We start from the raw sequence: 4,292 nt of genomic DNA, 5'->3' as shown, positions 1-4,292 counted from the left end.
TGCTTTATACCCGAATGAGTTTGTTGCAGCAGTGTTTCTCACTTGTCTCCGTATTTGCGAGGTTGCGTTTGTCTTGATTTAGAGGTGCAATTCAAAACCATTTTCATACTTGAGAAAGAAGGTCATTATTTTATCAAAAATTACGATTACAATCGTTTTGTTGGCAGTGGTGTCTCTGAAGGCGAGGCTGATGCTGCTGTTGTGGCTGTCCCTTAATTAAGATCAGTCAAACCTCGTTTCCTTAGAAAAAAATTATCTTTTAAGTTCATTAGAGCTGATGTTGCTGAGTTTTTAAATACTGTGAGAAAGTATTCCAGTGATCCACACTGTCTTCACACTTATTTTGCTTTGGAGGTCACTGGTATCTATTCTACTAATGTCTATAGCTTTATTAAAGAAAACTGTAACAGCGATGAAGAGATCCATCAGCTTAATACTGATTTCGTTAATAAATGGAGAGATAGCCATAATATATCCAAATCTGATCCTCTGGATGCTCAAACCATCAGCACCATCATTGGAACTGATGATGATGTCAGATATGTTTCGGATTCTGTCTTTGAAAACAAAAATGGATATCAAGATCTTAAGGCTCTCGTCCACAGACAATATCAGATTAAAAAACTCTATTCTCAGGAAACTAACCGTCTTTTTATAGTAATTCACCATAATGCTTGATATAAGCTTTTTTCAAGCTAGTTGCAAGGATCATATAAAGAAGAATACAAGGTATCAAATAGATAAAATATGCTCCTGGTAAAGCTACAAATCCCAGCATGGTACCTAAAGTGGTAAATGGAATAACGGTTAAAATAATAATACCAGTACATGTTAAAAGAGTTAAAGGCAATGAAGCATGGCTTTGAATAAATGGTATTTTTGTTGTTCGAATCATATGAATTACCAAAGTTTGACTCCACATTGATTCAACAAACCAACCCGCCTGAAACATAGCTACATAAGCTGTTTGAATGGCAGCTAATTCATTACCGTTAAAATGATTAGCTAGATTATTATATAGAATGCCGTTGGAAACAAACATCGGACAGAATACAAAATACATAAAGATATATGTGGTAAAGTCAAATATAGAGCTGGTTGGTCCAATCCAGATCATAAAGCTGCCTACAGAAGAAGCATCCCATTATCGAGGTGTTTTTAAATATTCTTCATCAACATTATCCCAAGGAATGGCACTGCAAGATAAGTCATAAATCAAATTTAAGAAAATTAGGTGAACGCTCATCATTGGTAGAAACGGCAATAAAGCAGAAGCTGCTAATACTGAAAACATATTTCCAAAATTTGATGATGCTGTCATTTTAATATATTTGATCATATTGGCATAAGTTTTACGGCCTTCAATGATTCCTTCTTCTAAAACCATTAAATTCTTTTCTAACAAGATAATATCAGCGGATTCTTTGGCAATATCTACCGCGGTATCAACTGAAATTCCAATATCTGCAGCTTTCATTGCTGCAGCATCATTGATACCATCACCCATGAAACCAACAGTATGACCATTTGATTGTAAGATAGAAACAATCAGTGCTTTTTGTTTTGGTGATAATTCAGCAAAAATTGTTGTTTTTTCAATTTGAATATCTTTAATATCTTCCGCTAAACTGGCTAATTGCTGACCAGTTAGAATATTTTTCGTATCGATGCCTAAACGGCGACAAATTGATATAGCAATATCCCGGTGGTCACCAGTTAATACTTTAATATCAACATGCAGTTTTTTTAGTTTGCTGATAGCAGCTGTAGCAGTTCTTTTTGGAGCATCAAAAAAAGCTAAATATCCCATTAAAATAAGATCATGTTCATCATCAATATCTAAGTGCTGTTGTTTTGTTGGCTTATAGGCAACTGCTAAAACTTTCATACCATCTTCTAACATATCATCAATAACAGCATGAACACTAGTAGTATTATTAGCATCAATAGTATTTATATTTCCTTGATATTCAACATAACTGCAACGTTGATAAACTTCGTCAACAGCACCTTTAACGATAATTAAATTTTCTTGATTATTATTAACTAAAACACTAACTAGCTTTCGTTTATAATCAAAAGGCAGAACATCAATTTTTTGGTAGCTGTTCGTTAGCTTTTTAAAATGTTCTTCTTTGCCAGGCATCTTTTGATATTGTAAGATTGCACTATCTAGATGATTGGTTATTCCATTATGATATAAACTATTTAAATAAGCAAAATCTAAAACTTCATGATTTTCGTTTCCCAAAATATCCATATAATACTCTAACAAAATAGTGTCACCAGTTAAGGTTCCAGTTTTGTCAACACATAAAACATCCATGCTTCCAAAACCCTGCATCGCATTAATATTTTTTACTAATGTCTGTTTTTGACTTAAGGTTGCACTTCCTTTAGCTAAGCAGGCTGTACTAACCATTGGTAACATTTCTGGGGTTAGGCCAACTGCAATCGATAAAGCAAATAAAAATGCCGATGCCCAGTTTCCTTTAGTTAGACCACAGGCAATAAAAACAATCGGTACTAAAATGATCATAAAACGAATTAAAACACAGGCAATCGAATTAGCACCTTGATCAAAACCATTTTTTCGATTAAATTTAGTTTTAGAAAATCCGCCATATACACTGCTGCGTCCTAGTGCTAAAACAATACCAATCCCACTGCCACCAGTAACTATTGAACTCATAAAAGCAATATTATGATACTCACTATATGATTGGGGATTTTTAAGAGTCATTGTTTGACTATCTTTTTCTAGGATATCACTTTCACCGGTAATAATTGATTGTGAGACAAATAAATCATTGGTTTTGATTAAACGGATATCACCAGGAATACGATCACCTGAAAACACTTTGATCATATCGCCAACAACTAATTTAGAAGAGGCGATAGTAATCCATTTGCCATTTCTTTTGACCATGACGGTTGAATGCAATAAACTAGCAAGATGATCAGCTATTTTTTTTGAACGCATTTCTTGAATAAACCGAATGATACCGCTGATTAAGATCATACATAAAATTATAATTACAGTCGTCATGTTACGACTAAAATTAGAACTTAAAAGAACATCGGTTACAAATGAAATTAATACTAAGACCATTAAGATAACGGTAAAAAGATTAATAAAAGCCCGTCGTAATCGATATAATATCGTATCATTATTTTGACCTTCAAAAGTAATTTGGCCATACTCATCAAGACTATTTTTTACTTGTTCATCATTATAACCAGTTTCACTGATATGAAAATCTTGAAAAAGTTTGTCTTTATCTGTATAGGCATAGTGTAAAACCTGTTGATGAATCATCTCGCTATTTTTCATTGCTCTTGCCCTCCTGAATCATTATTATCATATCATAGTTATTGATTTTTATTAGAATCTAAAATCTTGCTTTTTTCTTGCTTTGTCTTTAGTATTACCAATTAATTTATTAATCGATAATACTAATTATAAAAGCACTTATGCTATAATGGGTGTGAAACTAAAGGATGGTGTTTATGGAAATAAAAGTATTACCAGATGAACTGATTATTTGCCAAGTATTGGATATTAAGGAAATTGATTTAAATCATGATTTTTATTTTATTAGTAAAACCTGTGATGAAATTTCGTTAGTTTGTAAAAAAAAACGATAAACCGGCTGTTACAATAAATTGTGAAGAAAACTGGCGGGGATTTTATCTCAATGGCATTCTTGATTTTTCTTTGATTGGGATTTTAGCCAAAATTACAAAAATACTGGCTGATAATGAAATTGGAATTTTTGTCGTTTCTACTTTTAATACTGATTATATTTTAGTTAAATCTCAAAATTTAAACCGTGCCCTTACAGTATTACAAGCAGCCGGCTATGCGATTTGTAAAAATGATGAAAATGAAATAGCTGGATTGTTATAATAAACTTTCTGATTATTTTCTAACTATTTTAATAAATCAAATTTTAGGATTTTGGTTTAGAAAATGGGATTGTTGAATGTAAAAAAAGCTAATTAAAAAGTGATAATGTTTAAATTTAAGTAGTCTAAAAAGTAAAAATTTGTAAATATTTGTTACAGAAACTTAAAATAAAACTAGAGTAGCTTGGCTACTCTAGATATTTTCAATTTGTTTTTCAAACTCATCAAGCCAATCACTTGAGAAATTTTCAATCAACCCCATATCAGATAATTGCGTTAGCGTACTATCTAATGGTAATTGACCTAAGATATTTAAATTATATTTTTGAGCAATCTTGTCAAGATGACTTTTTCCAAAAACATAAATCTTTTTACCACAATCA

At 31.8% G+C, this 4,292-nt stretch carries 6 protein-coding genes; 3 read left to right on the top strand and 3 right to left on the bottom strand.

What is annotated here, in order from left to right; all coding sequences use genetic code 11:
- Nucleotides 1–267 precede the first annotated feature (267 nt).
- A complete protein-coding gene (locus Q0K54_RS13790) occupies nt 268–678 on the top strand; it encodes a transposase (RefSeq protein ID WP_374011459.1) in 411 nt (136 codons plus the stop codon).
- On the opposite strand, the gene Q0K54_RS10570 is transcribed toward Q0K54_RS13790, so the two are convergent.
- A complete protein-coding gene (locus tag Q0K54_RS10570) occupies nt 653–1,117 on the bottom strand; it encodes a cation transporting ATPase C-terminal domain-containing protein (RefSeq protein ID WP_294581093.1) in 465 nt (154 codons plus the stop codon). The genes Q0K54_RS13790 and Q0K54_RS10570 overlap by 26 nt on opposite strands.
- Before the next feature lie 27 nt (nt 1,118–1,144).
- Nucleotides 1,145–3,334, bottom strand: coding sequence for a magnesium-translocating P-type ATPase (mgtA, locus tag Q0K54_RS10565; protein ID WP_294581091.1), 2,190 nt, complete (start codon nt 3,332–3,334; stop codon nt 1,145–1,147).
- Between the two features lie 176 nt (nt 3,335–3,510).
- Here mgtA and Q0K54_RS10560 point away from each other — a divergent pair, with 176 nt between their 5' ends.
- Together Q0K54_RS10560 and Q0K54_RS10555 are read left to right on the top strand one after the other, a co-directional pair.
- Nucleotides 3,511–3,648 (top strand): hypothetical protein, encoded by a 138-nt coding sequence (locus Q0K54_RS10560; protein ID WP_294581089.1) that lies wholly within the window; start codon nt 3,511–3,513, stop codon nt 3,646–3,648.
- Nucleotides 3,649–3,661: 13 nt separating this feature from the next.
- On the top strand, nt 3,662–3,910 hold the full coding sequence (locus Q0K54_RS10555) for an ACT domain-containing protein (protein WP_294581095.1): 249 nt from the start codon (nt 3,662–3,664) through the stop codon (nt 3,908–3,910).
- Nucleotides 3,911–4,102: 192 nt separating this feature from the next.
- Here the strand turns inward: Q0K54_RS10555 and Q0K54_RS10550 are convergent.
- Nucleotides 4,103–4,292: P-loop NTPase (locus Q0K54_RS10550; RefSeq protein ID WP_294581086.1), on the bottom strand; the 190-nt coding region annotated here is incomplete at its 5' end.

Source organism: uncultured Thomasclavelia sp., assembly GCF_944324745.1.
In the GTDB taxonomy this organism is placed as follows: Bacteria; Bacillota_I; Bacilli_A; order Erysipelotrichales; family Coprobacillaceae; genus Thomasclavelia.
Note: the sequence above shows the minus strand (reverse complement) of the source record. Positions and strands in the feature narration are given on the sequence as shown.